The organism is Micromonospora sp. CNZ297 (genome assembly GCF_007827625.1).
In genome coordinates this window covers 140,368-166,856 of sequence record NZ_VISU01000017.1, presented here as the reverse complement: position 1 = coordinate 166,856, position 26,489 = coordinate 140,368, and the positions used below count along the sequence as shown (strand labels likewise).

The window sequence follows — 26,489 nt, the reverse complement described above, 5'->3', positions numbered from 1 at the left end:
CGGACAAGCCGACGAATCCCCTAGAAGACACCCAAGGTCAGTCAGAGGGTGAGTCAGACCGGCCGGGTGACCCGCTCCCACATCATCACTGTCAGGGGGTGAGGACCACCTGGAGTTCGGTGCGGCGGCGCTCGGCCAGGTCGGTCAGCAGGGCCGGGGCCTCGTCCAGCGGGACCACTGCGGAGATCAGGTGCTTACGGATCACGTCCCCGTACTGGCGCAGCAGCTCCACCGTCTCCGCCGACAGCCGCTCCCGGTCCCAGGTGGGGGCCAGCCCGCGCGGCACCCGGCCGATCTGCGCGCAGCGCAGCGACAGCCCGTTGTGGTGGAACTCCTCACCGAGCCGGACCGCGTCCGCGCCGCCCTGGTAGAACGCCAGGTCGACCACGGTGCCCTGCGGGCGCAGCAGGCGCAGCGCGAGCTGCAACGCCCAGTCCTGGCCCCGGCACTGGAAGACCACGTCGGCGCCCCGGTCCCCGGCGGCGTGGTTCCACCGCGTCTTGAGCACCACCGCCGGGTCGTCAGCGTCCGGGTCGAGCGTGTCCAGGCCGAGCGCCTCGGCGACCTGCCGCCGGGCCGGCGTCGGGTCGACCACGACCACCGAGGCGGCACCGTGCCTGCGGGCGAACAGGGCGGTCAGCAGCGCCACCACGCCGCCACCCACCACGGCCACCCGACGGCCGCGTACGCCGTCGCCCAGCGTGCGCACGTCGGCGCCGCACAGGTCGGCCGCGGCGTGCAGCAGCCCGTTGGCGCAGATCGGGCCCATGTGCGCGACGTACACGCCGAGCAGCGGATCAAGGTCGTCGGGCAGCGGCACGAACCGCTCGGTGAGCGGGTCGGCGACCCAGCCGCTGCGGTGGCCGTACGTCATGGCGCCGACCTCGCCCACCGCGACGGCCGGGGTCCGGCTCTCCACCACGCGCCCGACCTGCATGTAGCCGAGCCGGGTGACCGGGTACGGCGTGCTCGCCCTGCCGGGCCGGAACAGCCCGAGCGCGGCGTCCCAGGTGACGTGCAGGTAGGGGTTGGTGCCCTTGACGAAGCTCAGTTCGGTGCCGGCGGACACGCCGCTGTAGAGCGTCTCCACCCGGAACGTGCCCTCGCGCAGCTCCTGCGCGTCCAGTTCGGCCAGCTCGACCCGGCCGGGACCACCGACCACCACCACCCGGTCACGCATCGACGCTCACCCCCGCGTCCGCGACCGGCGCGGACAGTCGGGACGCCGGCCCGGTCGGCAACGCCACCGGCCGTCCGGTACGCGCCGACTCGGCCACCGCCAGCGCGAGCCGGTGGGTGCGCAGCGCCTCCGCGTACGGCACCCGGACGTCGTCGCCGAGGCCGCAGACGGCGTCGACGAAGGCCCGGTCGACTGCCACCCGCGCGCCGTCCGGGTCGGCGGGAACGTGCCGCTCGCCGTCGGCGTCACGCACGGTCAGGCCGTCCTCGGCCAGCCACAGCGCCAGCCCGTCGGCGAGGATCTCCACGCCGGCCCGGTGCTTCCAGCCGAGCACGCAGGACGCGGCGAGCGTGCCGACCGCGCCGGAGCCGAACCGCAGCGTGGCGGCGGTCACCGAGTCGATGTCGGCGCCGTCGACCGGCGGCGGGCTGCCGTCGCCGTACGCGGTCACCTCGACCGCCTCGCCGGCCAGCAGCCGGACCAGGTCCAGCACGTGCGCGGCCTGCTCGACCACCGGGCCGCCGGAGCGGTCCCGCCGCGCCCACCAGGCAACCGGCGGCACCTTGTCCAGCCAGGCACCGTTGACCATCCGCACCGGACGGCCGGCGAGCAGCCGCCGCGCCTCCTCCACGACGTGCAGGTAACGCCAGTGGTGCCCGACGCCGGTGAGCAGCCCCTGCTGCTGCACCAGCGCGGCGACCCGCTCGGCGGTCTCCAGGTCCAGCGCCACCGGCTTCTCCACGAACATCGGCACCCCGGCTGCGACCACCACCTCCTCGACCGGGCCGTGCGCGAACGGCGGCACGCAGACGTACACCGCGTCCGGCCCGGCCGCGAGCAGCTCGTCCACGTCGCGGAACACCCGGCCGCCGTACGTGCCGGCGAGCGCCCCCGCCGCGTCCGGCGCGACGTCCGTCACACCGAGCAGCTCCACGTCCTCGAAGCCCGTGAGCACCCGGGCGTGGCGTTGTGCCACCCCACCGGCTCCGACTAGTCCCACCCGGCAGGTACGCATCCGACCAACCCTCTCGCCACGACTGGAAGACTGCGGTCACCACTCCCCCCGGCGGCCGCGCGCGAAACGCCGCCGGGGGGCGCAACGCAACGTTCATCCGCCCGGAACCGCCCGGTACGCACCTGGTGATCAGGTTGTTAGGCAAGATCCGGTTAGCGCGGATGCGGGATTGGGAAAACCATGATTCGCGATTCCACCACTAATGGGGGGTGCCCGTGCGGGAATCAGATTCGACCGTCTCACCTGTGGTGGAGGCGTGGGCCACGTACCGCACCAGCACCGCCGACGACTGGCCGGCGCGGCGACTGGTACGCGCCAAGGGCGCGAGCCGGGTCAGCGTGGTGCTGCCGGCCCGCAACGAGGAGGCGACGGTCGGCGCGATCGTGTCGACCGTCCGGGAACACCTGATGGACCGTGTGCCGCTCGTCGACGAGCTGATCGTGGTGGACTCCCGGTCCACCGACCGGACCGCGCAGGTGGCGCGCGCCGCCGGCGCCGAGGTGGTCAGCCAGGACGCGATGACGCGCGGGCTGCCCCGCCTGACCGGCAAGGGCGACGCGCTCTGGGCCGGGCTGGCCGCGGCCGAGGGGGACGTGGTCGCGTTCGTCGACGCCGACCTGCGCGAGTTCCGGCCGCATTTCGTGACCGGGCTGCTCGGGCCGCTGCTGACGGATCCGGGCGTGGAGTTCGTGAAGGGCTTCTACCACCGGCCGCTGGTCGGTGCGACGAGTGTGGAGCCCGACGGCGGCGGGCGGGTGACGGAGCTGATGGCCCGGCCGCTGCTGAACCTGTTCTGGCCGGAGCTAGCCGGTTTCGTGCAACCGCTCGCGGGCGAGTACGCCGGCCGCCGCGAGGTGCTGGAGCGGGTGCCGTTCGTCACCGGGTACGGCGTCGAGACGGCCATGCTGATCGACCTGCTGGAGATGGTCGGGCTGGACGCGCTGGCCCAGGTCGACCTGGGTGAGCGCAAGCACCGGCACCAGGACACCGCCGCGCTGGGCCGGATGTCCGCGCAGATCATGCTGACCGCCTGGTCGCGGCTGCAACGACGCGGGTGGGCGGCGCCGGGGGTGGCGCCGACCGCGCTGCTGACCCAGTTCCGCCGGGGCGGCTCGGAGACGCTGCCCAACCTGGACCGCGAGATCGTGGTCAACGACGTGTCGGTGCAGGAACGCCCGCCGCTGGCGCAGATGCGGCACCGCCTTCCCCGCCGCCGGGTGGCGGCCGCGTGAGCGGGGAAACCCTGAGAGAGGACAGCGCATGACGCTCACCGTGCTGATGAACGCCGGGCCGTGGCTGTCCGTGCCTCCGCCGGGCTACGGCGGCATCGAGAACGTGATCGCCACGCTGGTGCCGGAGCTGCGCCGCCTGGGCGTACGGGTGGTGCTCGCCTCGGTGGAGAGCAGCACGCTGCCGGTCGACGAGCGGATCGCGGTCTTCCCGGACGGCCAGTTCCACGCGTTGCAGCGGCCGTACAACCAGGTCTGCGGCGTCTCCCAGGCGCACCTGTCCGAGGTGGTGCGGGCGCTGCACGCCCGCGACGACATCGACCTGGTGCACGACCACGTGGAGGCGGTCGGGCTGGCCACGCTCGCCGCGATGGGCCCGGACGCCCCGCCGGTGCTGCACACGCTGCACTGGGACCTGGCCAAGCACCCGGAGCTGTACGGCAACCTCGACGGCGGCGACCGGGTACGGGTCAACGGCGTGTCCGCGTCGCAGCTGGCGCGCGCTCCGGAGGCGCTGCGCGCGCACTCGGTGGGGCACGTGCACCTGTCCACCCCGCTCGCGGTCGACGCGGACCGGCACGCGCCGGTGGCCAAGGGCGACCACGTGGTGATCCTCGGCCGGATCAACCCGGGCAAGGGGCAGGACCTGGGCGCCCGGCTGGCGCAGGCGACCGGCTTCCGGCTGGTTCTGGCCGGGCCGGTCGGCCCGTACCACCGGCCGGAGGATCTGGCCGCGGCCGGCGACGAGGCCCGGCAGAACCCGGACGTGCGTTTCTTCTACGACCAGGTGGCGCCGAACGTCGACGGCGACCGGGTGCGCTGGGTCGGCACTGTCGCCGGGCGGGAACGCGACGACCTGGTCGCCTCGGCGCGGGCGTCGCTGTTCCCGCTGCGTTGGGAGGAGCCGGGCGGTACGGCTGTGGTCGAGTCGCTGTCGCTCGGCACGCCGGTGGTGGCCACCGCCCGGGGCTGCCTGCCGGAGCTGATCGAGCACGGCCGCACCGGCCTGCTCACCGACGACGAGCGTGAGCTGGGTGACCTGGTGCTCGCAGCCGCCGGGCTGGAGCCGGCCGAGTGCCGGCGGGAGGCGGCCCGGCGGTTCACCCCGGCCCGGATGGCACAGCAGTACGTCGAGCTGTACGACCGGGTCCGGGCGGGCGTGACGAAGCCGCTGCAGCCGGCCTGAGCCGCACCGGCCCGGCTGCCCCGCGCGGCCGGGCCGGCGTTTGCCCCCGCCGGGCGCGGGAAACCGGCGCTTCCCGCGGTGGCGAGGAGGCCGGCGTGACGAACTCGATGGCGCACTCCCGGGCACGGCGCAACCCGGCCGACGGGCGGGCGCCGGTACGCCGGATCGCCTCGGGGTTCGCCGTGCTCCTGCTGCTGCTCGGCGCGCTGGGCTTCGTGCCGGGCATCACCAGCGACTACGCGGATCTGCGCTTCGCCGGGCCGGGCTCCGGCGCCCGGCTGTTCGGTGTGTTCCAGGTCTCGGCGGTGCACAACCTGGTGCACCTGGTGCTCGGCCTGGCCGGGCTGGCGCTGGCCCGTACCGTCGCCGGCGCCCGCGCGTTCCTGGTCGGCGCCGGTGCGGTCTACCTGGCGCTGTGGCTCTTCGGTCTGGCGGTCGACAGACGCGACGCGGCGAACGCGCTCGCGGTCAACCGCGCCGACTCGTGGCTGCACCTGCTGCTGGGCGCCGCCATGCTGGCGCTGGGGCTGGTCGCGGCGCGGCGCGGGGACCGCCGCTGACCTGCGCCCCGGCGGCCCCGATGCCCGGTTTCACCGGTCCGGGGCCCGGGTACGTCCGTAGTCCTCCGGCTGCGGGAGGCGGCGATCGCCCCGGCCGGGCGGCCCTCCCCGACGAGAAGGAAACGAGGCGGCGATGGTGACCCGGATCAGGTGCGAGGTCCGCGACGAGTCGCCGGTCACTGTCGTACGGCTGGCCGGAGCGCTCGACCTGGGCACGATGCGCGCGGTGCACGAGGTGCTCGACAACTGCCTCGCCGCGCAGCCGGACGCCCTGGTGGTCGACCTGGAGGAGATCGAGGTCGGCGAGCCGCTGGCCCTGTCCGTCTTCGCCGCCGCCGCGCGGCGCGCCGCCGACTGGCCGGCGGTGCCGATGGTGCTCGCCGCTCCCTGCGCCGAGACGGCGGCCTGGCTGAACGAGACCACCGCCTGCCGGGTGGTGCCGGTGCGCCGGGACTGCGCCGAGGCGACGGCGCTGGCCGGCGCGGAGGCGGCGCCCCGGCTGCGGGCCCGGCTGGAGCCGGTCGCCGGCGCCTGCCGGCGGGCCCGGGAGCTGGTCACGGAGGCGTGCGGCAGGTGGAACGTGCCGGAGCTGGCCGGCCCGGCGTCGCTGGTGCTCACCGAGCTGGTCGGCAACGTGGTGCGGCACGCCGGCACCCCGATGCACGTGACGCTGACGCTGCGCCGGCCGTACCTGCGGGTCGCGGTGATGGACGGCAGCCCGGCCGACGCCCGCGCCGCGAGCAGCCGCGATCCGCGCGCCGAGGGCGGCCGCGGGCTGATGCTGGTCCGCGAGCTGACCCAGCGCTGGGGCAGCACTCCGGTCGGCGCCGGCAAGGTCGTCTGGGCCATGCTCCCGGCTAATTGACCGAATTCTCCGCTCTCGCCTGGTTACATGGGCAGAGGGCCGGGTACGCCCGCCCGTCCTGTCTGTCGTCACACGGGGTGAGATGCCATGCCCAAGCGGGTAGTCACGGAACCGGCACGAGACCGAGGGCCCGCGATCCTCGCGCCGGCCCGGTTCGGGGGCTACCCCGGGCCCGTACGGGAGGCGGTGAAGGGCAACGCGCTGTGGCGGTTGCTGCGGACCACCGACGCCAAGCAGATCGGCCTGCTCTACCTGATCACGTCGTTCGGGTACTTCATCGTCGGCGGGATCCTGGCGTTGATCATCCGAGTGGAGCTGGCCCGGCCGGGGATGCAGGTCGTCTCCCCCGAGCAGTACAACCAGATGTTCACCATGCACGGCACGGTGATGCTGCTGCTGTTCGCCACCCCGCTGTTCTTCGGGTTCGCCAACTACCTGGTGCCGCTGCAGATCGGCGCCGCCGACGTGGCGTTCCCCCGGCTGAACGCGTTCGCGTACTGGCTCTACTTCCTGGGCGCGCTCATGGTCGTGGGCGGGTTCGCCACCCCGGCCGGCGCGGCGGACTTCGGCTGGACCGCGTACACACCGCTGAGCACCGCGCAGCACTCCCCCGGCGTCGGGGCGAACATGTGGGTGGTCGGCCTGGCCGTGTCCGGTCTGGGCACGATCCTCGGCGCGGTCAACCTGATCACCACGATCGTGACGCTGCGCGCGCCGGGCATGACCATGTTCCGGATGCCGATCTTCACCTGGAACGCGCTGCTCACCAGCGTCCTGGTGATCTTCGTGTTCCCGCTGCTGGCCGCCGCGCTGCTGGCGCTGGCCTCGGACCGGCTGCTGCACTCGCACGTGTACGACTCGACGACCGGCGGGCCGATGCTCTGGCAGCACCTGTTCTGGTTCTTCGGCCATCCCGAGGTCTACATCATCGCGCTGCCGTTCTTCGGCATCATCACCGAGATCATCCCGGTGTTCTCCCGCAAGCCGATCTTCGGCTACACCGGCCTGGTGCTGGCCACCATCGCCATCACGGTGCTGTCGATGACCGTCTGGGCGCACCACATGTTCGCCACCGGGCAGGTGCTGCTGCCGTTCTTCAGCATCCTGAGCTTCCTGATCGCGGTGCCGACCGGAGTGAAGTTCTTCAACTGGATCGGCACCATGTGGAAGGGACAGATCACGTTCGAGACGCCGATGCTGTTCGCCGTCGGCTTCCTGGTGACGTTCCTGCTGGGCGGCCTGACCGGGGTGCTGCTGGCCAGCCCGCCGGTGGACTGGCACGTCACCGACAGCTACTTCGTGGTGGCGCACTTCCACTACGTGATGTTCGGGACCATCGTCTTCGCCGCGTTCGGCGGGCTCTACTTCTGGTTCCCGAAGATGACCGGGCGGCTGCTCGACGAGCGGCTGGGCAAGATGCACTTCTGGACCATGTTCATCGGCTTCCACGCCACGTTCCTGGTGCAGCACTGGCTCGGCAACGAGGGCATGCCCCGCCGGTACGCCGACTACCTGCCCGGCGACGGCTTCACCACGCTGAACACGATCTCCAGCATCGGCTCGTTCATCCTCGGCGCGTCCACCCTGTTCGTGATCTGGAACATCTGGAAGTCGTGGCGGTACGGCGCGATGGTCACAGTGGACGACCCGTGGGGTTTCGGCAACTCGCTGGAGTGGGCCACCACCTGCCCGCCGCCGCTGCGCAACTTCGACCGGATGCCGCGCATCCGCTCCGAGCGGCCGGCGTTCGACCTCAAGTACGGCCCGCTCGTCTCCGACCTGGGCCGCGACCTGCCGCAGCGCACCACCAAGCCGCCGCAGTCGTTCCGCGAGGAGATGCACCACGAGCGGCACGTGCCGGAGTCGCCGTCGGCCGGCGGCGCGTACGGCGCGCCCGAGGCGGTGGACTACCAGCCCGCTCCGCAGTCCGGGGCGCGCCCGGTGGAGGTGCCGGAGCCGGAGGAGGTGCGCCGGCCCAGCTTCGAGGAGACCGACGAGCCGGAGGGCAGCGCGCTCAACGCCGAGCGCGACGACCAGCGCAACGACAGGTGGCGGCACCCGCGCGGGCACGGGGACACCCCGGAGAACTGAGACACCGGACGAGGGCCGGCGCCGTCGGGCGCCGGCCCTCTCGTCGTACGCCTCGCGCCGGCTCCCGTGGTGGGAAGCCGGCGCGGCACGTGCTGGTCGGTCAGTCGGCGGCCGGCAGTCCGGCCGCGGTCAGCGAGCGGCGCACCGCCGGCTGCACCCGGGTCAGCCGCAGCGGCACCCCGGTACGCGCGGCGGCCTCCCGGCCGGCCATCAGCGCGGCGATCCCGCCGGCGTCGAAACCACCGGCGCCGACCAGGTCGACCACCACCTCGCGGGGCTGGCCGGTGACCGCCTGGAGCACCGCCCGGCGCAACTGGTCCGCGCCGGCCCGGTCCACCTCGCCGCCGACCTCGACGACGACCCGGTCGCCGTTCTGCCTCACCGAGATCCGCGCCTTCGCCGGCTCGGCCTCGGCCGCGCCGTTCTGCCAGGGCGGCGGGGCGTCGGCGAGCATCGCCTGACGCAGCCAGGTCAGCGCCCGCGACAGCAGCCGGGACACGTGCATCTGGGAGATGCCGAACCGGGCGGCGATCTCCGCCTGGGTCTGGTTGCCGTAGAAGCGCATCGCCAGGATGCGGCGCTCCCGCCAGGGCAGCCGGTGCAGCAGGCCACTGACAGTGACCCGGTCGTCCACCGACTCCAGCGCGTGGTCGGACTCGCCGACCAGGTCGCCGAACTCGGCCGAGCTCTCGCCGCCCACCGGCGCGTTGAGCGAGGCCGGGCTGTAGCCGGCAGCCGACTCCAGCGCGGCGAGGATCTCCTCCTCCGGCGTCTCCAGCCGGGCGGACAACTCGGCCACTGTGGGCGCGCGGGACAGCTCACTGGTCAGCGTCGCCGTCGCCTGTCCCACCTCGAGGATCAGGTCCCGCAGCCGGCGCGGCACGTGCACGCCCCAGGTGCGGTCGCGGAAGTGCCGCTTGATCTCGCCGACGATGGTGATCGCCGCGTACGCGGTGAACGAACCGCGTTCCGGGTCGTACCTGTCGACGGCGTTGACCAGGCCGAGACGGGCCACCTGCTCCAGGTCCTCCAGCGGCTCACCGCGCCCGCGGTAGCGGCGGGCGAGCCGGCCGGCGAACGGCAGCGCGAACCGGACCAGGTCGTCCCGCGCCTCCTGCCGCCGCTCCGGTGGCAGGCCCTCGATCCGGGCCGCGTACGCGAGCGCCGCCGCGTCCAGGTCCTCCAGACCCCGGTCGGTGGTCGGTGGTGTGGGTGTGGTGGTCTGTCCGAACATCCGCGCCCCCTCGCCGAAGAGCCCCCGCCCGGTCGGAACCGGTCGTGCGCGTGGTCGGACCACGCACCGGGTGAGGAAGTTGGGTTACGTGACGGATACGTCGAAAGCGGTGGCTGCCCGCCGCACGGCGTCGTGGGCCGTTTCGCGGCGAGCGGTCTTCCCGCTCCGTAGGTACTCAATCACGGACCGCAGGATCGCGAGGAAGTTTCGCCAGGTTGGCCGGCAGCCCGGTCCCGGCGGCGGTTCAGCGGACCAGCAGGCCCTGGTGTGCGCCCGCGTCACGCAGCACGGTGAGGGCCTCGGCCATCCGCAGCGGCGGCGGCGCGGGCAGGTCGCAGGGCTGGTTGCGCAACACCTCCGTGGCACGTCGGGTGGGTACCGAGGCGACCGGGTAGCCGCGGGCGGCACCTCGGTCCAGGGCCCGCCGGCGGCGCCCGAAGCCGGCCACCGCCAGCCACTGGGGCAGTCCCGCGTACGCGGGCGAGCGCAGGCCGGGCGGCTCGGGCAGCACGTCCACCGAGCTGAACGGCTCGCTGCCGGCCAGCCACCACTCGACGCCCGCGACCCGGCGCGCGGCGGCGTTCTCGCACCAGTAGGGCACCAGGCCGGCCCGCAGCACCTGCGCCGGGTCGAGCAGCCGGCCGCACTCCACCACCAGCCGGTTGCCGGTCTTGCCGGCCCGCCGCAGCCAGCGCCGGTACAGGTCGGCGGTCACCGCGCTCAGCGCGTCCGGCTGCGGCACGACCACCAGGTGCAGCGGATGCCCGTGCCGGTCGCCGAAGGAGCGGGCGTCGTGCTCGAAACCGGACTCCACGCCGTGTTCGGCGAACGCGCCCGCCACCGTGACCTCCGGCGCGGTCCAGCGCGTCTCGTCACCGCCGGCCGCGCGCAGCACCTGGCCCAGCGCCCGGGCGTCCGGGTGGAAGTCGACCGGGTCCAGGCCGCCGCCCGGGCAGCCGGCCTGGAAGCTGTGCCCGTCGCCGCAGTCGCGTACCGGCCAGGTGCGGGCGTCGTGCAGCAGCAGCACCGGCGCGGCCGGTTCCAGCCGGTCGGCCAGGAAGCGCGCGTACGCCTTCGGCAGCGTGCGCCAGCGCACCGCGAACGTCACCGCCGCGCCGGCTGCCGCGCCCCGGCTGGCCGGGCAGTGCACCTGGCGTACGTGCACGCGCGGGTTGGCGTCGAGCAGCCGGGCGGCCAGCGTGGCTCCGTGCGCGTACGCGGCGTCCGGACGGTCCACCGCCCCCCGGGTCCACTGCCCGGCCAGTTCGAACCCGGCAGGGAGCCAGGGCACGCCCAGGGCCACCGCGAGGTGGGCGGCGGCGCCGTGCGGCGAGCCGAGCACCACGCCGGGCCAGCGCCGGTCCGGGTACTGCCCGGCGAACCACCCGGCCACCCGCTCGGCGTCCACGGCGGCGATCTGTCCGGCGGTGAGCGCCGCCCGCCCGGCGGCCCGGACGGCGGCGGCGCGGCGTACCGGCTCGGGCGCGCCGGTGAGGCGGGACAGCGCGCCCGGGTGGCCGAGGTCGCCGCAGTCGTCGCCGCGCAGCGCCCGGGCGGTCACGGCGACCAGGACCCGGGCGGCGCTGCCGGCCGCCACCACCCGCTCCGCGGGCAGCCCTGCGCCGCTGACCGGCGTCCGTTCGACTCGTTCGCTCACCACGCGGCCCGGCTTCCCGTCCCTCTGGGGTCTAAACGGGGCATCTCCCCACGGGTGAGGACCAAGGCCCGCCCGGTAACCGCACCGCCCGCGACACCCAGGTACGCCGTCGCGCCGCGTGCCCGCCGTCGCGGGCGCAACAGCGCTCGGGTGCGGGTTTGGGCCGGACCGGGACGGGCACTGCACCGCGCATGCCCGACGACGAGAGCACCCCGGCGGCGACCATCACCCCGTACCGGGACGGACCACTGCTGGTACGCGGCGACTTCGCGCTGGTCACGCCCGACGGCACGCCGATCGAGACGCGCCGGGGCACGGTGGCGCTGTGCCGGTGCGGAAAGAGCGCGATCAAGCCGTTCTGCGACGGCACGCACAAGCTGAGCGGTTTCCGAGCCGGCAGCGACCGCGAGTCCTGACCCCCACCTCGTCGATCTTGCACTTCGGTGCCCGGCAAACCTCCCGAACCGGACACTCAAGGGGCCCGAACTGCAAGATCGCGCGGGAAAAGTGGGGTCAGGCTGCGGCGAGGGCGTGCTGGGGTGGGCGCAGGGACGACTCGCCCGTCGACCAGGCGGTGAGCAGGTGTGCGGCGAAGAGGGCGTCCAGCGCCAGCGCGGCGGCGGCCCCGAACAGCACGTCGGACGCGAGCGCCGGCTCGGCCCGGACCAGCCCGCCGCACATGTCGTACGCGGCGATCTGCTCGTGTACGGCGTCGGCCTCGACGTGCTCGTCGTAGAAGCGCGTGGCGACCTCGTCGAAGCCGAGCCGGCGCAGTCCGTTGCCGTAGCGGCGATTCGGCAGCGACGAGGTCATCTCGTACGCGGCCAGGTGCCCGAGCAGCGCCCCGCGCAGCCGCCGGTGCAGACCGAACAGCGACATCAGGTTGTTCGTCGCCAGCGTCACCGCCGGCACCCGGTCCAGATGGGCGGCGTAGCCGGTGTCCAGGCCGAGCCGGTCCATCGTGGTGCGGAACAGCTCGGCGTGCATCCGGTCCAGCCGGCCGTTGCCGTACTCGTCGGTCTGGATCTCCACGAGCGCGGCCTTCGCCGGCCCACCGAGCCGGGGCAGCGCCCAGCTGTGCGGGTCGGCCTCGCGCAGGTGGTAGATCGAGCGGTGGGCGACGAACTCGCGGAACCGGTCGAGGTCGGCGCGGCGTTGCAGCGTGGCGGCCAGCGGCGGGCCGTCGTCGGCGGCCACCAGGTCGGCCAGCGCACCCGGCACGCCGGCCGGCAGCACCGCCGGCTGCGGACCGGCCAGCTCGCGCAGCGCCGCCTCGAACGGCCGCTCGGCGCGGGCGCGCAGCGCCAGCAGCGACGGCTCCCACTCCCACGCCGCGTCGACGCCCGACCAGCCCCGGTAGTGCAGCTCGTAGCAGAGGAACAGGGTGAGCTGGAGGTCCTCGTCGGTCAGCGGCGCGGCGGCCGCGTCCAGGTGCGTGCCCAGCCCGGCCGGCAGCTCGCCCGGCGCCGCGCGCAGCGCGGTCAGCAGCGCGGCGGAGACAGGCCCGCGCGCCGCGGGCAGCGGAGCGGGGCCGTGACGACTGTCGGCGGCGACGGACATGTGACCTCCCGGGACGGTTGCGCCCGGTCGCAGTGCCCCGCCCGGATGCCGCTAAACGACTTCGTCCGCCGCGATGGCCTCGGTCTGGATCACCCGCTCCCGCACCCGGCGGGCGGCGTCCCCGTCGGCCACCAGGCCGCGCAGGTCGGCCAGCGCCGGTTCGGGCGCGTCCAGCGGCACGGCCGGGTCCACCACCGCCTCCAGGACGGCAGGCCGGTCGGCCGCCAGCACCTCGTCCCAGGCGGGTCCGACCAGGTCCGGCCGGTCCACCCGGACGCCGTGCAGCCCGAGCAGGCGGGCCCACCCGGCGTACGGCACCTCGGGCCCCCGCTCCCCGGGTGACCGGCCGCCGCCGACGCCGGACCGGTCCCTGTTGTTCAGCACCAGCACGATCAGCCGGGGATCGTGCCAGGCCGTCCAGTGGTGCGCCACAGTGATCAGCTCGGCCAGGCCGTTGAGCTGCATCGCGCCGTCGCCGAGCAGCGCGAACACCGGCTCGTCCGGGCGGGCCAGCTTGGCGGCGACCGCGTACGGCAGGGCGCAGCCCATCGAGCCGAGCGTGCCGCACAGCCGCGCCTGCACACCCGGCGGCAGCTCCAGGTGCCGGGCGTACCAGTAGACGACCGAGCCGACGTCGACGGCGACGCCGGCGTGCCGGGGCAGCCGGGTGGACAGCTCACGCAGCACGAGCCGCGGGTCGACCGGATCGGCGGGCGTGGCGGTGCGCTCGGCGGCGGCCACGCGCCACCGGTCCACCATCTTCTCCACCATGCCGCGCCACTCGCGGTGGGGATTCTCCGGCACCCGGGTCAGCAGCGCCCGCAGCGTCTCGGCGGCGTCGCCGACCAGCGGCACGTCCACCGGGTAGCGGGTGCCGATGCGCCGGCCGTCGATGTCGATCTGGATGGTGCGTACCTGGCCCGGCATCGGGAACCAGTCGGTCCACGGATCGTTGGTGCCGATCATCAACAGCGTGTCGCAGGAGCCCATGAGCTGCGCGGCGGCGGTGGTGCCGACCTCGCCGAGCACGCCGGTGTGGAACGGCAGCCGCTCGTCGAGCACCGGCTTGCCCAGCAGCGACGTGGCCACGCCCGCGCCGAGCCGGTCGGCGAGTGCGACGATCTCCTCGGCCGCGCCGTGCGCGCCCTGGCCGACGAGCACCGCCACCCGCCGCCCGTTGCCGAGCAGCGAGGCGGCGGCGTCCAGGTCGGCGTCGTGCGGCAGCACCCGGGCCAGCGGCTCGCCGGGCGTCGCGGTGACCACCCCGGCGGTCTGCGGCAGCAGGTCCGGTACGGCGGTGACCTGCAACGCGCGCGGCAGCACCACGCAGGTCGGGCTGCGGGTCGCCGCGGCGGTACGGAACGCCTGGTCCAGCAGTGCCGGCACCTGCTCGGGCCGGCGGCCGTAGCGGACGAACTGGTTGCACACGTCGCCGAACAGCCGGCTCAACCCGATCTCCTCGTGCGCGCCGCCGAGCGGGCCGGTGACGTCCTCGCCGATGATCGCGACCACCGGCTTGCTGTCGAGCTTGGCGTCGTAGAGCCCGTTGAGCAGGTGCACGGCGCTCGGGCCCTGGGTCGCCAGGCACACCCCGACGCCGCCGGTGAACTTCGCGTGCCCGGTGGCCATGTACGAGGCGGTCTCCTCGTGCCGGGCGGGGACGAACGCCGGGTCCCCGCCCGCGTCGTCGAGCGCGCCCACGAGCGGGGCGATCGCCGCGCCCGGACAGCCGAACACCCGCGGCACCCGCCAGGCCCGCAGGCGTTCGACCACCAGGTCGGCGACGATGCGCTCAGCCATTACCCCGCCCCGGCGTGCTCGCGTCGACGTAGCGCAGCACCGCGCCGACCCCGTCGGTCAGCTCCGGCGCCTCCTCGGGCGCGAGCACCGTCAGGTCCGCGTCGGTGCCGATCAGCGCGCGCAGCAGCGCCGCGTCGGCGCGTACCCGCTGGGGGTCGGCCACCGACATGCCGGCCAGCTGCCCCGGGTCGGTGGCGATCTCGGTCGGCTCGGGGCCCACCCACAGCTCGCCGTCGGCCGACGGGTCGTCCACGATGAGCATCGTGTCGACCTGGTTGCGTTGCAGCGCGGAGACCACGGCGTCGAGTCCGGCGCCGACGTCCTCCTGGACGCCGAAGCGGTCCAGCGCGGCGGCGATCCGCCGGTCGGCGACCTCGGCGACGGTCTGCACCATGATGTCGTCCATCAGCGTGTCGTCGGCGCCCACGTCGCGGGCGCCCGCGTCGGTGCGGACCAGCACGTCCTGCCAGCGCTCGGGGAGCTGGGCGGCGATCATGCCGGTGGCCCGGACGTCCCCGGCCACCAGGACGACGTCCGCGCCGACGCGCTCGGCCAGGTCGGCGGTGGCCGCGGCGGCGTCACCGGCGTTCTGGTGCCACGCCTCCATGGCGGCGCGCTGGTAGCGGGACTGCGACCAGCCGCCCGGCTGCACCCGGCGCAGCTGGCGGCTCTGCCCGCCCTTCACCTGGGCGCGCCGGGGCACGCCACCGGCGCTGACCGCCATCGCGTCCGCGCCGGTACGGTCGGCCAGCACCCGTACCCAGGCCACCTGCTCGCCGCGCTGGGCGACCAGCGGCATGGTGTGCGGCAGCGCCGACCAGCTCGCCAGGTCACGCAGCGGCGGCGCGGACAGGTACTCGGTGAGCACCACGCGGCCCCGGGTGGCGAACACGGCGATGCCGTAGTCGCCGGGCATCGGCTGGTGCCGGCGGACGACCTCCTCCACCGCCTCGACGGTGACCGGGTCGGCGCCCTGCCCCAGCAGGTCGCCCTTGAGGGCCCGCCAGCGCAGGTCGACCTGCGGTCGCGCGTCCTGGGTGTCGCGGGAGGCGTCCATGTACACCGAGCACCAGGGCCCGGGACGGTTGTAGAGCGGGCGCAGGAAGGACAGCTGCATGCTCGACCCCTTTCCGGCTCGGCCGCACGCATACCCGCGCCCCGGCGGATGTCACCTGCCGGCGGCCGGGGCGTGACCACCGTTCATTCACGTCGTTCAACCCGAAGGGCCGATACCATCTGTGCACGGAACGGGACTCTCGGTGGTGAACATGGACACGGAGCTGTACAGCCGACGCGTCGTCCACCCGACGGAACGCGTCGTCACCGGGCGTCTCGTCCGGTTGATGGAGGGCTACGCCCGGGAGGTCCGGGTCGGGCAGCCCGCGCTTGTCGCGGTGCTGACCGCCGCGGGCGTGGTGGGGCTGCTGCTGAAGGTGGTGCGCGCGTTGCTCAGCAGCGGCGGCGGCGGGGCCCGGCGCAGCTTCAAGGAGCTGAAGAAGGGGCCGGAGTTCCTGGTCACCCCGGTCCGGGTACGCGACGCCGCCGGCCGGCTGGTGGAGGTCGAGCTGCACGGCCACCTGCCGCAGAGCGCACTGCACCCCGGCGACCACGTCCAGCTCACGCTGCGGGCGCAACGTGACGAGGACCTGCCGCCGCGGATCGAGCGGATCGTCAACCTGACCACCGGGCAACTGCTGACCCCGCGTACCGCGACGCTCTGGTCCCACCTGGGTCCGGCGCTGCTGCTCCAGGCCATGCTGGGCGCCGTGCTGCTGTTCGGCGTGGCCGCCTGCTCGGCCCTGACCTAGGTTTCCCCGTCACCGGAGGCGGGCACCGCTGCGGCCATGTTCGCCGGATTCACGCTCACCGAGATCGACGTCGGCGCGGTGCGCCTGCGCGTACGCCACGGCGGCTCCGGGCCACCCGTGGTGCTGCTGCACGGGCACCCGCGTACCCATGCGACCTGGCACCGGGTGGCGCCGCGGCTGGCCGCGCGGCACACGGTGATCTGCCCGGACCTGCGCGGCTACGGCGGCTCGTCGAAGCCGCCGAGCGACCCGGAGCACACCGTCTACTCGAAGCGGGCGATGGCCGCCGACGTGGTCGAGCTGCTCGACGCGCTCGGCCACCGCCGGGCCGCAGTGATCGGTCACGACCGCGGCGCGTACGTGGCCATGCGGACCGCCCTGGATCATCCGGACCGGGTGAGCCGCCTCGGCGTGCTGGACGGGGTGCCGATCGGTGAGGCGCTGGCCCGCTGCGACGCCCGGTTCGCCGCCCGCTGGTGGCACTGGTTCTTCCTCGGTCAGCTCGCCAAGCCGGCCGAGCGGGTGATCAACGCCGATCCGGATGCCTGGTACGGCGGATCACCGGAGGAGCTGGGCGAGCAGGCGTACGCCGACTACCGGCGCGCCATCCACGACCCGGCGACGGTGCACGCCATGTGCGAGGACTACCGGGCCGGGCTCGGGCCGGACCGGGCGGCGGACGACGCCGACCGGGCCGCCGGGCGGCGGATCGGCTGCCCGGTGCTGTTCGCCTGGTCCGAGCGCGACGACATGGTCGACCTCTACGGCGACCCGGCCGCGATCTGGCGGGACTGGGCCGACGACGTGCGGACCGCGTCGATCCCGTCCGGGCACCACATGGCCGAGGAGGCGCCGCGGGAGCTGACCGACGTGCTGGCCGGGTTCCTCGCCGAGGATGTCGCTGCGGTCAGCGACCCGCGGGGGTGAGCGGCCGCTGCGCGACAGCCGGCGCGTCGAGCAGGCCCCGGCGGCTCGCCCAGCGCTCGAACAGCACGGTGGCGAACGGGGGCACCGCGCTGGCCAGGGCCAGCCCGGTCTGCACGAGCGTCCAGCGGCGCCGCCGGGCCACCACAAGCGCCAGCAGGCCGTAGACCACGAACAGCGCGCCGTGGATCGGGCCGAAGATCTTCACGCCGATCTCGTCGCCGGGCGGGCCGTACTTGACCGCCATGCCGGCCAGCAGCGCCGCCCACGAGCAGGCCTCGGCGAACGCCGCCACCACGAACGCCCGGATCCACCCGTCGCGCATTCCGCCACTCCCCTTCGCCGTCGGCGGCCATGCTAGCCGCCCGGGCCGGGCCGCCCGGACGGAACCCGCTGCCCCGCGACGGGGATCACCGGGGCCGCCACGGGGTACAGAAAAGGGCCTCCGGGCCTTTCCTGACCCGCCACTCCGTGCGAGGTTGGGGAGAACCAACGGTGACAGGGTGGTGACCATGGGCGAGGACGTCGGCGTGCGTACCTTCAGCCGGGAGGACCGGGCCCGCTATCGCGAGAAGGTCCGGCGGTGCCTGGACGTGTTCGCCGAGATGCTGCGCGAGTCCCGGTTCGACGTGGAGCGGCCGATGACCGGCCTGGAGATCGAGCTGAACCTGGTCGACGACGGCTTCGACCCGGCCATGCGCAACGCCGACGTGCTGGAGGCGATCGCCGACCCGGCGTTCCAGACCGAACTGGGCCAGTTCAACGTGGAGATCAACGTCGAGCCGCGGCGGCTCGCCGGCACCGGCACCGCGGCGTTCGAGGAGCACGTCCGTGCCAGCCTGAACGCCGCCGAGGAGAAGGCCCGTACCGTCGGCGCGCACATGGTGATGATCGGGATCCTGCCGACGCTGCGCCCGGAGCACCTGACCGCCGAGACGCTGTCGGCCAATCCCCGGTACGCGCTGCTCAACGAGCAGATCTTCGCCGCCCGGGGCGAGGACCTGCCCATCGCGATCAGCGGGGTGGAGCGGCTGGCCACCACCGCCGACACCATCACGCCGGAGGCGGCGTGCACCAGCACCCAGTTCCACCTCCAGGTCAGCCCGGCGCAGTTCGCCGACTACTGGAACGCGGCCCAGGCGGTCGCCGGCATCCAGGTGGCGCTCGGCGCGAACTCCCCGCTGTTCTTCGGCCGGGAGCTGTGGCGCGAGACCCGGGTGCCGCTGTTCCAGCAGGCCACCGACACCCGGGCGGAGGAGATCAAGGCCCAGGGCGTACGCCCGCGGGTGTGGTTCGGCGAACGCTGGATCACGTCGGTGTTCGACCTGTTCGAGGAGAACGTCCGCTACTTCCCGGCGCTGCTGCCGGTCTGCGACCCGGAGGACCCGGCGGCCACGCTGCACAGCGGCGGCGTGCCGAAGCTGGCCGAGCTGCGGTTGCACAACGGCACCATCTACCGGTGGAACCGGCCGGTCTACGACGTGCTCAAGGGCCGGCCGCACCTGCGGGTGGAGAACCGGGTGCTGCCGGCCGGGCCGACGGTGGTGGACACCGTCGCCAACGGCGCGTTCTACTTCGGCCTGGTACGGGCGCTCGCCGAGTCCGACCGCCCGTTGTGGTCGCAGATGTCGTTCAGCGCGGCCGAGGAGAACTTCAACGCCTGCGCCCGGCACGGCATCGACGCCCAGGTGTACTGGCCCGGGCTGGGCTACCTGCCGGTGACCGAGCTGGTGCTGCGCCGGTTGCTGCCGATGGCCCACCACGGGCTGGACCGGTGGGGCCTGGACCCGGCGGAGCGGGATCGGCTGCTCGGCATCGTCGAGCAGCGCTGCCTGACCGGCCGCAACGGCGCGACGTGGCAGGTGGAGACGCTGCACCGGCTGGAGTCGGCCGACCACATGGACCGGCCGGCGGCGCTGCGCGAGGTGGTCCGCCACTACGTCGACCTGATGCACAGCAACCGGCCCGTGCACGAGTGGCCGATCCCCTGAGCCGGGTCGGCGCGGTGCCCCGCGTCAGCGCAGCGCCGTCACGGTCGCCCGCGCGGCCTGGGCCACCAGCGCGTCGTCGGGCTCCGCGTCGCGGCTGTCCCGGCTGGACATGACTGCGAGCACGATCGGCGCCCGGTCCGGCGGCCACACCACGGCGATGTCGTTGCGGGTGCCGTACCCGCCGGTGCCGGACTTGTCCGCCACCTGCCAGCCGGCCGGCACGCCGGCCCGGACCAGTCCGCTCCCGGTGGTGCTGGCCCGCATCCAGCCCAGCAGCAGGTCGCGGTCCGCGGGCGGCAGGGTCTCACCCAGCGTGTACGCCCGCAGCGAGCCGGCCAGCGCGCGCGGCGTACTGGTGTCGCGCTCGTCGCCGGGCGTGGCCGCGTTGAGTTCCGGCTCGGTACGGGCGGGCCGGGTCACCTGGTCGCCGACGTCCCGCAGCGCCCGCTCGAAACCGGCCGGGCCGCCGAGCGCGTCGAACAGCAGGTTGCCGGCGGTGTTGTCGCTGTACCGCACCGCCGCCTCGGCGGCGTCCCGCAGCGTCATCCCGGTCTCCACGTGCCGCTCGGTCACCGGGGAGTGCGCCACCAGGTCCGCGCGCCGGTAGCGGACCACCCGGTCCCGGTCGGCGTCCGACGTGGCGGCCAGCATCGCGCCCGCCGCGAGCGCCTTGCACGTGGAGGCGTACGCGAACCGCTCGTCGGCCCGGTGCGCGAGGGTGCGGCCGGTGCCGGTGTCGAGGGCGAAGATGCCGATCCGGGCGCCGGAGCGCCGCTCCAGGGCCGCCAGTTCCGGCGGCGCGGGCACCGGCGAGGCGTTCGGTGTGGCGCTCGGCGTGGCCGGGGCGGTGGATGCGGCCGGGGCGCTGGTCGCCGGTGCGGGTTCGGGCCGGTCCGTGGTGCAGCCGGCCACCAGAGCCGTCGCCGTGAGCATCGCCGCCGCGAGCACCTGCCGTCGGATCATCCGTTTCCTCCCCCGTCGTCCGGACCACGCCGTTCTCGGGCCATTGTCGCCGATCCCGGTCGCCGGTGGTCCGCAGCCTCTCGGCCGGGGCGGTGGTCCTGCCGCCCGCCCGCGCCGGCCAGGACCGGTGGTTCGCCGGCCGACGCGGCGGGTCAGCCCGCGACGGCGGCGAACGTGACAGCGCCGAGCGCGGCCACCGGCAACGCCACCGCGGCGGCCAGCAGCCGCACCCGGGCGGACCGGCCGATCAGCACCACGAGCAGCGCGGCGAGCGCGAGGTCGATCGCGACGTTCCACCACGCTCCGGGGTACGACCCGGACTTCAGCGCGAACCGCAGCGCCTCCTCGACGAACACGGCCACCGGCAGGGCGGTCCCCACGATTCGCCGCCATCCGTCGGTCCGCGCCCAGATGCCGCCGACGCCGAACACCACGCCCGCCACCACGCCGAACGCCATCCAGACGATCGAGGTGGGCGACCAGATCACGGCGAGGTCGTCGCCCTGGAGCAGCGTCGCCGCCAGGTAGTAGCTGGGCACCGCGACGATCAGCAGGACGCTGGCCGCCACGGCGGCGCGCACCGCGCCCGACCGGATCCACCAGCCCAGCGCGAACGCGGCGACCGCCCAGGTGGCTGTGGAGTTGCCGAGTTCGGCGAACGGGAACGGCACCCACTTGATCCAGACGAAGTCCAGGAAGCCGAGCAGGAAACCGGCGACGGGGACGACAAGCGCGACGGCGCGACGCGAGGGTGGCATGCGGGGGAGCATACTCAGTATGCTCACCGGGTCGGCAGGGTGGCCCTACGAAGCCAGGCGCCGCTCGGACGGCGCGAGACGCACCGCGGCGTCGGAGCGGTTGATCTCGGCCCACACCTCGTCGAGGGAGAGGCCGAGGACGTCGGCGATGGCGGCGATGGTGGGGAACGCCGGCGTGGCGACCCGGCCGGACTCGATCTTCCGAAGCGTCTCCGGGGAGACACCGGCGTCGAGCGCGGTGAGCAGCATCGAACGCTCGCCCCGGGCGCGGCGCAGAAGCGCACCGAGGCGCTGCCCGCGCTCGACCTCGGCGGGGGTGAGGGGCAACCTGACCATGCCAGGATTCTAATACCGGGATAACATGACCGGGATACTTATTGGTCGCGTGAGGAAGGCGCCTGCATGATCGAGATCCTGAGCCCCACCGACGTACGGCGGGCGCGGGACACCGGCGCCCTGGTCGCCCACATCCTGCGGACGCTGCGCAGCCGCACCACCGTCGGCACGAACCTGCTCGACATCGACAGGCAGGCGCAGCGCATGATCGCCGAGGCCGGGGCGCAGTCCTGCTATGTCGACTACGAGCCGTCGTTCGGGCGCGGGCCGTTCGGCCACTACATCTGCACCTCGGTCAACGACGCGGTGCTGCACGGGCTGCCGCACGACTACACGCTGGCCGACGGCGACCTGCTCAGCCTCGACCTGGCCGTCTCGCTGGGCGGGGTGGTGGCCGACTCCGCGATCAGCTTCATCGTCGGTGACGCCCGGCCCGCGGAGAGCGTCGCGCTCATCGACGCCACCGAACGGGCGTTGCAGGCCGGGATCGCCGCGGCCCGCCCCGGCGCCCGCGTCGGCGACCTCTCGTACGCCATCGGCTCGGTCCTCACCGAAGCCGGATACACGGTCAACACCGAGTTCGGCGGCCACGGCGTCGGGTCGACGATGCACCAGGACCCGCACGTGTCGAACACCGGGCGCCCCGGTCGCGGCTACACGCTGCGTCCCGGACTGCTCCTGGCGCTGGAGCCGTGGGTGATGGCGGACACCGCCACGCTGGTCACCGACGCCGACGGGTGGACGCTGCGCAGCGCGACCGGCTGCCGCACCGCGCACAGCGAGCACACCATCGCCATCACCGACGACGGCGCGGAGATCCTGACGCTGCCGAAGCAGTGACCTTCGCTGCGGCAGGCGTCGCCGTTCTCCCGCGTTCCCGCCGCCGGGCGTCGTCAGGCGGGCGCGCAGCGCTCCCGCAGCGCCGGCACGCCGGGGCCGGTGAGGTCGTCGCAGTAGGCGGCCCGCCCGGCCATCGCCATCATCAGCGCGAGCGTGGTGCCGCTGACCAGCGGGCCGGCGCCGGCGGTGAACGGTCCGTCGGTCGCCTCCACCCGCAGGCCGTCGATCGCGCTGCGCCCGGCCACCGTGAAGTCCCGCCCGGCGTAGAACCGGGCGACCGGCGTGACGGCCTCGACCGACGGCGTCCGTGTCAGGCCGAGCGGACGCCGGATGTCCTGGGCGTGCACGACCACCTCACCGAGCCACGCCTCGGTCGGCCCGAACGTCGAGGTGGTGCTGCGGATGATCCGGCGGAACCGGTCTAGCGTCTCCCCCGGGTCGGTGCCCCGGTGCTCGGCCAGCCGGCGGTCGTTGTGCAGATCGAAGTCGAACCGGGCGCCGAGCACGCTCGCGAGCCAGCGGACGCGGCCGATGCTCGCCGCCGCGGTCATGTGCGCCAGCGTCTCCTCCACCGTCCACCGGCTGCACAGCGAGGGCCGCGCCCACTGCGCCGCGTCGAGCCCGGCGAGATCGTCGGCCAGGGCGGCGCGCTCGGCGTGCGCGAGCGCCCACAGCTCGCTGCGGGTCAGCGTGTCGGACATGGAACCTCCAGAGTCGGGCCGTCGGAGGTTGGACCGCGCCGCCGCGGCGAACTCACCGCTCCCCTCTTTGCCGATCTTGGAGTTGTGGTGGTTCACCAACCCGACATCGGCGACATTCGAGGCGCCACAACTCCAAGATCGACGGGGGCGAGTCGGGTTCAACGTTTGCTGCACGTCCGCTGAACGCTCGCCGGTGACGCTTTTCGCATCCATCAAACCGCAAGGGAGAAGCGTCATGTCACACCGTTTCCTCTCCACCTCGCGTGCCGCCGCCTCGGTGGTCGGTGCGCTCGTCCTGGCCGCCGCCGGCCTTGCCGGTGGCGCCGCCCCGGCGTCCGCGGCCTACATCGTCCCCGCCGACTGCGGCCCCTACTCCGGGGCGCCGGTGCCGGCCGGATACACCCTGAGATTCGCCGGCGCGCTCTACGTCAGCAACAACGCCAACGGCCCGGAGTTCATCATCGGCACGACAACTCGCAACGTCATCGTCGGAAGCGTCTACGACGACATCATCTGCGGGCTCGACGGCAACGACGACATCCAGGCTAACAGCGGCGACGACATCGTCTACGGCGGGCTGACCGGCGACGACATCTGGGGCGACCTGGGCAACGACACCTCCACGGCGACGGCGGCGCCGACACCATCCACGGTGACCGCTTCATCGGGCCCAGCGCCCTGGACGGCAACGACCGCGTGGACGGCGGCAGCAACGACGACCACCTCTACGGCGACCAGGGCGTGGACACCCTGGTCGGCGGCCCCGGCTGGGACGACGGTGACTGCGGACCGGACGCGGTGATCGACGATCCCCGGCCCACCCTGGATCTCCCGATCAACTGCCCGTGATCCCGCCGGCACGGCGGTCCGCGCACCGGGAGACCGGGAACGCGGACCGTCGCGCTGCCGCCTGTCGGATCGTCGTCAGGCCCGGTCCGACCATCGCCGTCCGCGGCTACCGTGACAGTCCGTGGCGGTGGAGTTCCGGGTACTCGGCGACCTGGACGTCCGGGTCGACGGCCGGACGGTCCGGATCGGTCACGCCCGTCAACAGTGCGTCCTCGCCGCCCTGCTGGTCGAGCCCAACCGTGTCGTCGCGACCGAACAGCTCATCAGCCGGGTCTGGGGCGACGAGGTGCCGGACGGGGCCACCGCCACCCTGCGTGGCTACCTGTCCCGGCTCCGCCGGGCCCTGGCCGGCGCGGACGAGGTCCGCATCGTCCGGCGCCATCCCGGCTATCTGCTCGCCGTCGACCCGGACCGCGTCGACCTGCACCGCTTCCGCGACCTGACCGAGCAGGCTCGGCGCGCCGGGGACGACGCGACGGCGATCAGCTGCCTGGAACGGGCGCTGGGTCTCTGGCGCGGCGAGGCGTTCGACGGGCTGACCACATCGTGGCTGGTGGCCTACCGGCAGACCCTCGACCGGCAGCGGCTCGCCGCCGCGCTGGACCGCAACGACATCGCCCTGCGCCGGGGCCGGCACGTCCGCCTTCTCCCCGACGTTCTGGCGCTGAGCGGCCGGTACCCGTGGGACGAGCGCCTGGCGGCGCAGGCGATGCTCGCGTTGTACCGGTGCGGGCGGCAGGCCGACGCCCTCGAGCACTTCCACCGGATGCGCCGCCGGCTGGCCGCCGAGGTCGGCACGGACCCCAGCCCGCCGCTGGCACAGCTCTACCAGCAGATCCTCACCGCCGACGCGGCGATCGCGCCGCCGGACCTGCCGGGCGGCGGCGAATCAAGCGCGACGGCCACCGGCACGGCACGGGATGCGGGTGCCGTGCCCCGGCAGCTACCAGCGTCGCCAGGGGTCTTCGCCGGCCGGACCGCCCAGCTCGCGCGCCTCGACGAACAACTCGGCGACGCGGGACGCCCGGACGGCGGCGGGTCGCCGGTGGTGATCTCGTCCATCGGTGGTGGCGGTGGCGTCGGAAAGACCTGGCTGGCCCTGCGCTGGGCGCACGCCAACGCCGGCCGCTTCCCCGACGGGCAGCTCTACGTCAACCTGCGCGGCTTCGATCCGACCGCGGACCCGGTGGCGTGGCCCGCGGCGGTGCGCGGATTCCTCGAAGCGCTCGGCGTCGAACCGGCACGCGTCCCGGCCGACCCGGACGCCCGGGCGTCGCTGTACCGCACGCTCGTCGCCGGCCGCCGGCTGCTGGTGGTTCTCGACGACGCCCGCGACACCGCCACGGTGATCCCGCTGCTGCCCGGCACGCCCACGAGTGCGGTCCTGGTGACCAGCCGCCGGCAGCTGGCCGGCCTCGTCACCACCCACGGCGCGCGTCCGCTGCCGCTGGACGTGCTGCCCGACGACGAGGCCCACGAGCTGATCGTCCGGCAGGTGGGTGCCGCACGGGTGGCGGAACACCCGGACGCCGTCGCGGACATCCTGCGCTTCTGCGGAGGTCTGCCGCTGGCGCTCGGGATCGTGGCGGCCCGTGCCGCGCTTCACCCCGAACTCCCCCTGTCGTCGGTCGCGGCGGAGCTGACCACGGCTGTCCACCCGCTGGACGCGCTGGCCGGCGACGAGGCGACGACGAACCTGCGCGTGGTGCTGTCCCGCTCGCTCGCGGCGCTCACACCGGCCGCGGCGGAGGTGTTCACGCTGCTCGGACTCGCCCCGGGCCCGGACATCAGCCGGGCCGCGGCGGCCGGCCTGACCGCCCGTACGCCGGACGAGCTGCGCCCGCTGCTGCGCGAGCTGGTCGACGCGCATCTCGTGCAGGAGCACGTCGCGGGCCGGTACCGCATGCACGACCTGGTCCGCAGTTTCGCGGTCGAGCGGGCGACCGGCGACCCGGCCGGTACCCGGCCCGCGCTGTGCCGGCTGGTCGACCACCACCTGCACACGGCGCACGCGGCCGCGCTGCTGCTGTCCCCGCAGCGCGACCCGCTGACCCTGGCCCCCGCCGCGCCGGGGGTGACCGCCGAACGGCTCGACGACCTGGCGGCCGCGCTGGCCTGGTTCACCAGCGAACACCAGGTGCTCCTCGCGATCATCGACTACGCCGCCGGCAACGGCCTCGACACCGCTGCCGGGCAGCTGTCGTGGACCCTGGCCACCTACTTCGACAGGCAGGGCCACTGGCACGACTGGGCCACAGTGGCCCGCCGGGCGGTCGAGGCGACCCGGCGGTCGGGTGACCGTCCCGCGCAGGCCCAGGCGCACCGGCTCCTGGCCGGGGCCTGCTCCAACCTCGGCCGGTACGACGAGGCGCAGCGCAACCTGCTCGCCGCGCTCGACCTGTTCGCCGCCCTGGGCGACGACGAGGGGCGGGCGCACACCCACTTCGACCTCAGCATGCTGCACGACCGGCAGCGGCAGCCCCGGGAGGCCCTGCCGCACGCGCGGCGGAGCCTCGCCCTCTACGAACGGGTCGGCGGCCCGCTCAAGCAGGCGGTCGCGCTCAACGCGATCGGCTGGTACCACTCGCAGCTCGGCGAGCACCACGACGCGATCACCTTCTGCCGCCGGGCGCTCGCCCTGTCCGAGCAGGCCGGGAGCGCGTACGGGCAGGCGAACACGTGGGACAGCATCGGCTTCGCCCACCACCACCTCGGCGAGTACGAGCACGCAGTCGACTGCTTCCGGCAGGCCCTCGCCCTGTTCACCGACATCGGTGACCGCCATGCCGAGGGCATCGTGCTGGACCACCTCGGTGACACGTGGGCGGCGGCCGGGCGAGCGGACGCGGCCCGGGACGCCTGGCGGCGGTCACTCGTGCTGCTCGACGAACTCGGTCACGCCGACGCCGAGGCGGTACGGCGGAAACTTCACCAGTGAGCGC

At 74.2% G+C, this 26,489-nt stretch carries 24 protein-coding genes; 12 read left to right on the top strand and 12 right to left on the bottom strand.

Annotation, left to right across the window (positions count from 1 at the left end; translation table 11 throughout):
• Positions 1 to 91: 91 nt before the first annotated feature.
• Positions 92 to 1,180: a zinc-dependent alcohol dehydrogenase gene (locus tag FB454_RS25685; RefSeq protein ID WP_145823668.1), complete on the bottom strand. Its 1,089-nt coding sequence runs from the start codon at positions 1,178 to 1,180 to the stop codon at positions 92 to 94.
• On the bottom strand, positions 1,173 to 2,195 hold the full coding sequence (locus FB454_RS25680) for a Gfo/Idh/MocA family protein (RefSeq protein ID WP_145755776.1): 1,023 nt from the start codon (positions 2,193 to 2,195) through the stop codon (positions 1,173 to 1,175). The genes FB454_RS25685 and FB454_RS25680 overlap by 8 nt, the downstream gene beginning before the upstream one ends.
• A 248-nt stretch (positions 2,196 to 2,443) precedes the next feature.
• On the opposite strand from FB454_RS25680, the gene FB454_RS25675 reads away from it, so the two are divergent.
• The 5 genes from FB454_RS25675 (at position 2,444) to ctaD (ending at position 8,126) form a co-directional block, all read left to right on the top strand.
• Positions 2,444 to 3,427, top strand: a complete 984-nt coding sequence (locus FB454_RS25675; protein WP_225319619.1) for a glucosyl-3-phosphoglycerate synthase — start codon at positions 2,444 to 2,446, stop codon at positions 3,425 to 3,427.
• A gap of 28 nt (positions 3,428 to 3,455) precedes the next feature.
• Complete coding sequence (locus FB454_RS25670; RefSeq protein ID WP_145823667.1) at positions 3,456 to 4,610, top strand: glycosyltransferase; 1,155 nt, start codon at positions 3,456 to 3,458, stop codon at positions 4,608 to 4,610.
• A gap of 107 nt (positions 4,611 to 4,717) precedes the next feature.
• Positions 4,718 to 5,170 (top strand): DUF4383 domain-containing protein, encoded by a 453-nt coding sequence (locus FB454_RS25665; protein ID WP_030274282.1) that lies wholly within the window; start codon positions 4,718 to 4,720, stop codon positions 5,168 to 5,170.
• 133 nt (positions 5,171 to 5,303) lie between these two features.
• Positions 5,304 to 6,035 carry an ATP-binding protein gene (locus tag FB454_RS25660; protein ID WP_013286031.1) on the top strand — a complete coding sequence of 244 codons (732 nt, stop codon included), beginning with the start codon at positions 5,304 to 5,306 and terminating at the stop codon, positions 6,033 to 6,035.
• Positions 6,036 to 6,122: 87 nt separating this feature from the next.
• A complete protein-coding gene (gene ctaD / locus FB454_RS25655) occupies positions 6,123 to 8,126 on the top strand; it encodes an aa3-type cytochrome oxidase subunit I (RefSeq protein ID WP_013286030.1) in 2,004 nt (667 codons plus the stop codon).
• Positions 8,127 to 8,226: 100 nt separating this feature from the next.
• Here ctaD and FB454_RS25650 read toward each other — a convergent pair whose 3' ends face one another.
• Both FB454_RS25650 and FB454_RS25645 read right to left on the bottom strand, forming a co-directional pair.
• Positions 8,227 to 9,360, bottom strand: coding sequence for a SigB/SigF/SigG family RNA polymerase sigma factor (locus FB454_RS25650; protein ID WP_013286029.1), 1,134 nt, complete (start codon positions 9,358 to 9,360; stop codon positions 8,227 to 8,229).
• A 244-nt stretch (positions 9,361 to 9,604) separates the two neighbouring features.
• Positions 9,605 to 11,020 (bottom strand): hypothetical protein, encoded by a 1,416-nt coding sequence (locus FB454_RS25645; protein ID WP_145823666.1) that lies wholly within the window; start codon positions 11,018 to 11,020, stop codon positions 9,605 to 9,607.
• Between the two features lie 188 nt (positions 11,021 to 11,208).
• Between FB454_RS25645 and FB454_RS25640 the strand changes: the two genes are divergently transcribed.
• Positions 11,209 to 11,433 carry a CDGSH iron-sulfur domain-containing protein gene (locus tag FB454_RS25640; RefSeq protein WP_145755779.1) on the top strand — a complete coding sequence of 75 codons (225 nt, stop codon included), beginning with the start codon at positions 11,209 to 11,211 and terminating at the stop codon, positions 11,431 to 11,433.
• Between the two features lie 97 nt (positions 11,434 to 11,530).
• On the opposite strand, the gene FB454_RS25635 is transcribed toward FB454_RS25640, so the two are convergent.
• The 3 genes from FB454_RS25635 to FB454_RS25625 are packed head-to-tail and all read right to left on the bottom strand — an operon-like array spanning position 11,531 to position 15,494.
• Complete coding sequence (locus FB454_RS25635; RefSeq protein ID WP_013286026.1) at positions 11,531 to 12,577, bottom strand: iron-containing redox enzyme family protein; 1,047 nt, start codon at positions 12,575 to 12,577, stop codon at positions 11,531 to 11,533.
• 51 nt (positions 12,578 to 12,628) lie between these two features.
• Positions 12,629 to 14,377, bottom strand: coding sequence for a thiamine pyrophosphate-requiring protein (locus FB454_RS25630; RefSeq protein WP_013286025.1), 1,749 nt, complete (start codon positions 14,375 to 14,377; stop codon positions 12,629 to 12,631).
• Positions 14,370 to 15,494: a baeRF2 domain-containing protein gene (locus FB454_RS25625; protein ID WP_013286024.1), complete on the bottom strand. Its 1,125-nt coding sequence runs from the start codon at positions 15,492 to 15,494 to the stop codon at positions 14,370 to 14,372. The genes FB454_RS25630 and FB454_RS25625 overlap by 8 nt, the downstream gene beginning before the upstream one ends.
• A 151-nt stretch (positions 15,495 to 15,645) precedes the next feature.
• Here FB454_RS25625 and FB454_RS25620 point away from each other — a divergent pair, with 151 nt between their 5' ends.
• Positions 15,646 to 16,185, top strand: a complete 540-nt coding sequence (locus FB454_RS25620) for a hypothetical protein (protein ID WP_036311648.1) — start codon at positions 15,646 to 15,648, stop codon at positions 16,183 to 16,185.
• A gap of 36 nt (positions 16,186 to 16,221) precedes the next feature.
• Positions 16,222 to 17,112 (top strand): alpha/beta fold hydrolase, encoded by an 891-nt coding sequence (locus tag FB454_RS25615; protein ID WP_145823665.1) that lies wholly within the window; start codon positions 16,222 to 16,224, stop codon positions 17,110 to 17,112.
• On the opposite strand, the gene FB454_RS25610 is transcribed toward FB454_RS25615, so the two are convergent.
• Positions 17,093 to 17,434 (bottom strand): DUF3817 domain-containing protein, encoded by a 342-nt coding sequence (locus tag FB454_RS25610; RefSeq protein WP_013286021.1) that lies wholly within the window; start codon positions 17,432 to 17,434, stop codon positions 17,093 to 17,095. The genes FB454_RS25615 and FB454_RS25610 overlap by 20 nt on opposite strands.
• Before the next feature lie 187 nt (positions 17,435 to 17,621).
• On the opposite strand from FB454_RS25610, the gene FB454_RS25605 reads away from it, so the two are divergent.
• Positions 17,622 to 19,100 (top strand): glutamate-cysteine ligase family protein, encoded by a 1,479-nt coding sequence (locus FB454_RS25605; RefSeq protein ID WP_013286020.1) that lies wholly within the window; start codon positions 17,622 to 17,624, stop codon positions 19,098 to 19,100.
• Positions 19,101 to 19,124: 24 nt separating this feature from the next.
• Here FB454_RS25605 and bla read toward each other — a convergent pair whose 3' ends face one another.
• The 3 genes from bla to FB454_RS25590 all read right to left on the bottom strand — a co-directional run bounded on the left by bla (position 19,125) and on the right by FB454_RS25590 (position 21,157).
• Positions 19,125 to 20,063 (bottom strand): class A beta-lactamase, encoded by a 939-nt coding sequence (bla, locus tag FB454_RS25600; protein WP_145823664.1) that lies wholly within the window; start codon positions 20,061 to 20,063, stop codon positions 19,125 to 19,127.
• Positions 20,064 to 20,215: 152 nt separating this feature from the next.
• Entirely contained in the window at positions 20,216 to 20,821 is a 606-nt protein-coding gene (locus tag FB454_RS25595) for a DUF6518 family protein (RefSeq protein ID WP_232236776.1), read from the bottom strand.
• A 45-nt stretch (positions 20,822 to 20,866) separates the two neighbouring features.
• Positions 20,867 to 21,157 carry a helix-turn-helix domain-containing protein gene (locus tag FB454_RS25590; RefSeq protein WP_013477014.1) on the bottom strand — a complete coding sequence of 97 codons (291 nt, stop codon included), beginning with the start codon at positions 21,155 to 21,157 and terminating at the stop codon, positions 20,867 to 20,869.
• A gap of 66 nt (positions 21,158 to 21,223) precedes the next feature.
• Between FB454_RS25590 and map the strand changes: the two genes are divergently transcribed.
• Positions 21,224 to 21,997 (top strand): type I methionyl aminopeptidase, encoded by a 774-nt coding sequence (map, locus tag FB454_RS25585; RefSeq protein ID WP_123110421.1) that lies wholly within the window; start codon positions 21,224 to 21,226, stop codon positions 21,995 to 21,997.
• 53 nt (positions 21,998 to 22,050) lie between these two features.
• On the opposite strand, the gene FB454_RS25580 is transcribed toward map, so the two are convergent.
• Positions 22,051 to 22,698 carry a maleylpyruvate isomerase family mycothiol-dependent enzyme gene (locus FB454_RS25580; protein WP_145823663.1) on the bottom strand — a complete coding sequence of 216 codons (648 nt, stop codon included), beginning with the start codon at positions 22,696 to 22,698 and terminating at the stop codon, positions 22,051 to 22,053.
• Between the two features lie 696 nt (positions 22,699 to 23,394).
• Between FB454_RS25580 and FB454_RS35520 the strand changes: the two genes are divergently transcribed.
• Entirely contained in the window at positions 23,395 to 23,547 is a 153-nt protein-coding gene (locus FB454_RS35520) for a hypothetical protein (RefSeq protein WP_486485456.1), read from the top strand.
• 121 nt (positions 23,548 to 23,668) lie between these two features.
• Entirely contained in the window at positions 23,669 to 26,485 is a 2,817-nt protein-coding gene (locus FB454_RS25570) for a BTAD domain-containing putative transcriptional regulator (RefSeq protein WP_145823662.1), read from the top strand.
• The last annotated feature ends 4 nt before the right edge of the window (positions 26,486 to 26,489 follow it).

Bases quoted from the DNA above. Each gene is read 5' to 3' on its own strand.
- FB454_RS25580 (WP_145823663.1), bottom strand. From the start codon at position 22,698: ATGTCCGACACGCTGACCCGCAGCGAGCTGTGGGCGCTCGCGCACGCC.
- map (WP_123110421.1), top strand. From the start codon at position 21,224: ATGATCGAGATCCTGAGCCCCACCGACGTACGGCGGGCGCGGGACACC.
- FB454_RS25605 (WP_013286020.1), top strand. From the start codon at position 17,622: ATGGGCGAGGACGTCGGCGTGCGTACCTTCAGCCGGGAGGACCGGGCC.
- FB454_RS25650 (WP_013286029.1), bottom strand. From the start codon at position 9,360: ATGTTCGGACAGACCACCACACCCACACCACCGACCACCGACCGGGGT.
- FB454_RS25620 (WP_036311648.1), top strand. From the start codon at position 15,646: ATGGACACGGAGCTGTACAGCCGACGCGTCGTCCACCCGACGGAACGC.
- FB454_RS25670 (WP_145823667.1), top strand. From the start codon at position 3,456: ATGACGCTCACCGTGCTGATGAACGCCGGGCCGTGGCTGTCCGTGCCT.
- FB454_RS25625 (WP_013286024.1), bottom strand. From the start codon at position 15,494: ATGCAGCTGTCCTTCCTGCGCCCGCTCTACAACCGTCCCGGGCCCTGG.
- FB454_RS25665 (WP_030274282.1), top strand. From the start codon at position 4,718: ATGGCGCACTCCCGGGCACGGCGCAACCCGGCCGACGGGCGGGCGCCG.
- FB454_RS25595 (WP_232236776.1), bottom strand. From the start codon at position 20,821: ATGCCACCCTCGCGTCGCGCCGTCGCGCTTGTCGTCCCCGTCGCCGGT.
- FB454_RS25590 (WP_013477014.1), bottom strand. From the start codon at position 21,157: ATGGTCAGGTTGCCCCTCACCCCCGCCGAGGTCGAGCGCGGGCAGCGC.
- FB454_RS25685 (WP_145823668.1), bottom strand. From the start codon at position 1,180: ATGCGTGACCGGGTGGTGGTGGTCGGTGGTCCCGGCCGGGTCGAGCTG.
- ctaD (WP_013286030.1), top strand. From the start codon at position 6,123: ATGCCCAAGCGGGTAGTCACGGAACCGGCACGAGACCGAGGGCCCGCG.
- FB454_RS25660 (WP_013286031.1), top strand. From the start codon at position 5,304: ATGGTGACCCGGATCAGGTGCGAGGTCCGCGACGAGTCGCCGGTCACT.
- FB454_RS25630 (WP_013286025.1), bottom strand. From the start codon at position 14,377: ATGGCTGAGCGCATCGTCGCCGACCTGGTGGTCGAACGCCTGCGGGCC.
- FB454_RS25610 (WP_013286021.1), bottom strand. From the start codon at position 17,434: ATGCGCGACGGGTGGATCCGGGCGTTCGTGGTGGCGGCGTTCGCCGAG.
- bla (WP_145823664.1), bottom strand. From the start codon at position 20,063: ATGATCCGACGGCAGGTGCTCGCGGCGGCGATGCTCACGGCGACGGCT.
- FB454_RS25640 (WP_145755779.1), top strand. From the start codon at position 11,209: ATGCCCGACGACGAGAGCACCCCGGCGGCGACCATCACCCCGTACCGG.
- FB454_RS25635 (WP_013286026.1), bottom strand. From the start codon at position 12,577: ATGTCCGTCGCCGCCGACAGTCGTCACGGCCCCGCTCCGCTGCCCGCG.
- FB454_RS25615 (WP_145823665.1), top strand. From the start codon at position 16,222: ATGTTCGCCGGATTCACGCTCACCGAGATCGACGTCGGCGCGGTGCGC.
- FB454_RS25680 (WP_145755776.1), bottom strand. From the start codon at position 2,195: ATGCGTACCTGCCGGGTGGGACTAGTCGGAGCCGGTGGGGTGGCACAA.